Source organism: Mesorhizobium sp. M2A.F.Ca.ET.037.01.1.1 (assembly GCF_003998075.1).
In the GTDB taxonomy this organism is placed as follows: domain Bacteria; phylum Pseudomonadota; class Alphaproteobacteria; order Rhizobiales; family Rhizobiaceae; genus Mesorhizobium.
In genome coordinates, this window is the sequence record NZ_RZSA01001401.1 from 1 (window position 1) to 1,237 (window position 1,237).

Consider the following 1,237-nt stretch of genomic DNA (forward strand, 5'->3'; position numbering starts at 1 on the left):
CCCTTCACCGACGTGCGCGATGCGGGCGGGCTGTTGCAGCGCGCCGGCCTGGCATTGCCTGTCGCCGATGTCGAAACGGTCGCCGTGCGCTACGACACGCTGTTCGATCTCGCCGCCGACCTGCGCGCCGTGGGCGAAACCAGCCCGCTCATCGACCGCAGCCGGCGACCCGGCAGCAGGCGTTTGTTTGCCCGCGCGGCCGAAATCTATGCCGAACGGTTCTCGGACCCGGACGGCCGCATCCGCGCAAGCTTTCCGGTTGTCTGGATGTCCGGCTGGGCGCCCGACGCCTCGCAGCAAAAGCCGCTCAAGCCTGGATCAGCCAAGCTATCGCTGAAGGCGATCCTGGAGAACCCGCCGAAGAGCTGACTGCGTCTCTGATTGCCCGACCGGTTTCGTCAGTGGGAGAAGGCCTGGACCAGCCTGCTGCTGTTGTCGCTGAACAGCCATTGGAGCGCATCCGCTGCCCTGCTTACGCCGCCGATGATGGTAAGCGACAGCACGGTAACGATCAGGCCATATTCGATGGCCGTGGCGCCGGTCTCATCCCTTACGAATTGCTGCAGCAGGTTTTTCATGGCCATCCATCCCTTATGCAGAAATTCTAATGTCCTACCCGTTAAGAAAGGTTAACGGCGAAAGCTTAACAGCGAGTGAAATGCCGGTGTCCCAAAAAATCATTAACCATGTCAGCACTCGCCGCTGCGGCTGCCGTCATTGCGGATGACGCAGATTGAACTGGGCATCGGCTGCAGCACACTGCGGCGCACCGTGTATGTATTGGTGCGATGGCCGATCGATCCGGTCGCTGTCGTGTCGAGCCCGACAGCCAAGCCGTCGCGGGCGCCCTGCGATCGCGTCTGGCTGTCCAGGAAAGGCGTCGCGATCAGCGCCAGCGCCACGGCGGCCGAGCCGAAGAGAAGCGTCACTCGCAGGATGCCCATGCCGGCATCCGCGGCGCGGAAGCCTCGGTCGGGCCGGATCGAGTCCCACTCTCTTTCAAGGCTCATGCCGTTGTTCCCGGTCATCAACGATGTTGCCGCGCGAAACGGCCTCGAGCAATTTTTCACGTCGAGATAAATCTTCCATTAACGCTGGCTAAAGCAGCTCCGGAAACGACGCTTTCGGCAAACGTGAATGGCCGCGAAGGCAGGTCGCGAAATTACAAAAGATCGATCAGGAACTGGATGAGCGGTGCGTCGGCCGGCGGCATCGGATAGTCGCGCATCTGCCGCGG

2 protein-coding genes and 2 pseudogenes are annotated in these 1,237 nt (G+C 62.0%); 1 reads left to right on the forward strand and 3 read right to left on the reverse strand.

Annotated elements, in window-relative coordinates; translation table 11 throughout:
* A pseudogene (locus tag EOA27_RS37085) lies at positions 1-369 on the forward strand (SAM-dependent methyltransferase); the annotation flags it as partial.
* Positions 370-398: 29 nt separating this feature from the next.
* Here EOA27_RS37085 and EOA27_RS37090 read toward each other — a convergent pair.
* The 3 genes and pseudogenes from EOA27_RS37090 to EOA27_RS42745 form a co-directional block, all read right to left on the reverse strand.
* A complete protein-coding gene (locus EOA27_RS37090; RefSeq protein ID WP_126081076.1) occupies positions 399-584 on the reverse strand; it encodes a Flp family type IVb pilin in 186 nt (61 codons plus the stop codon).
* 105 nt (positions 585-689) lie between these two features.
* Positions 690-1,010 (reverse strand): hypothetical protein, encoded by a 321-nt coding sequence (locus tag EOA27_RS37095; RefSeq protein ID WP_126081075.1) that lies wholly within the window; start codon positions 1,008-1,010, stop codon positions 690-692.
* A gap of 152 nt (positions 1,011-1,162) precedes the next feature.
* A pseudogene (locus EOA27_RS42745) lies at positions 1,163-1,237 on the reverse strand (8-oxo-dGTP diphosphatase MutT); the annotation flags it as partial.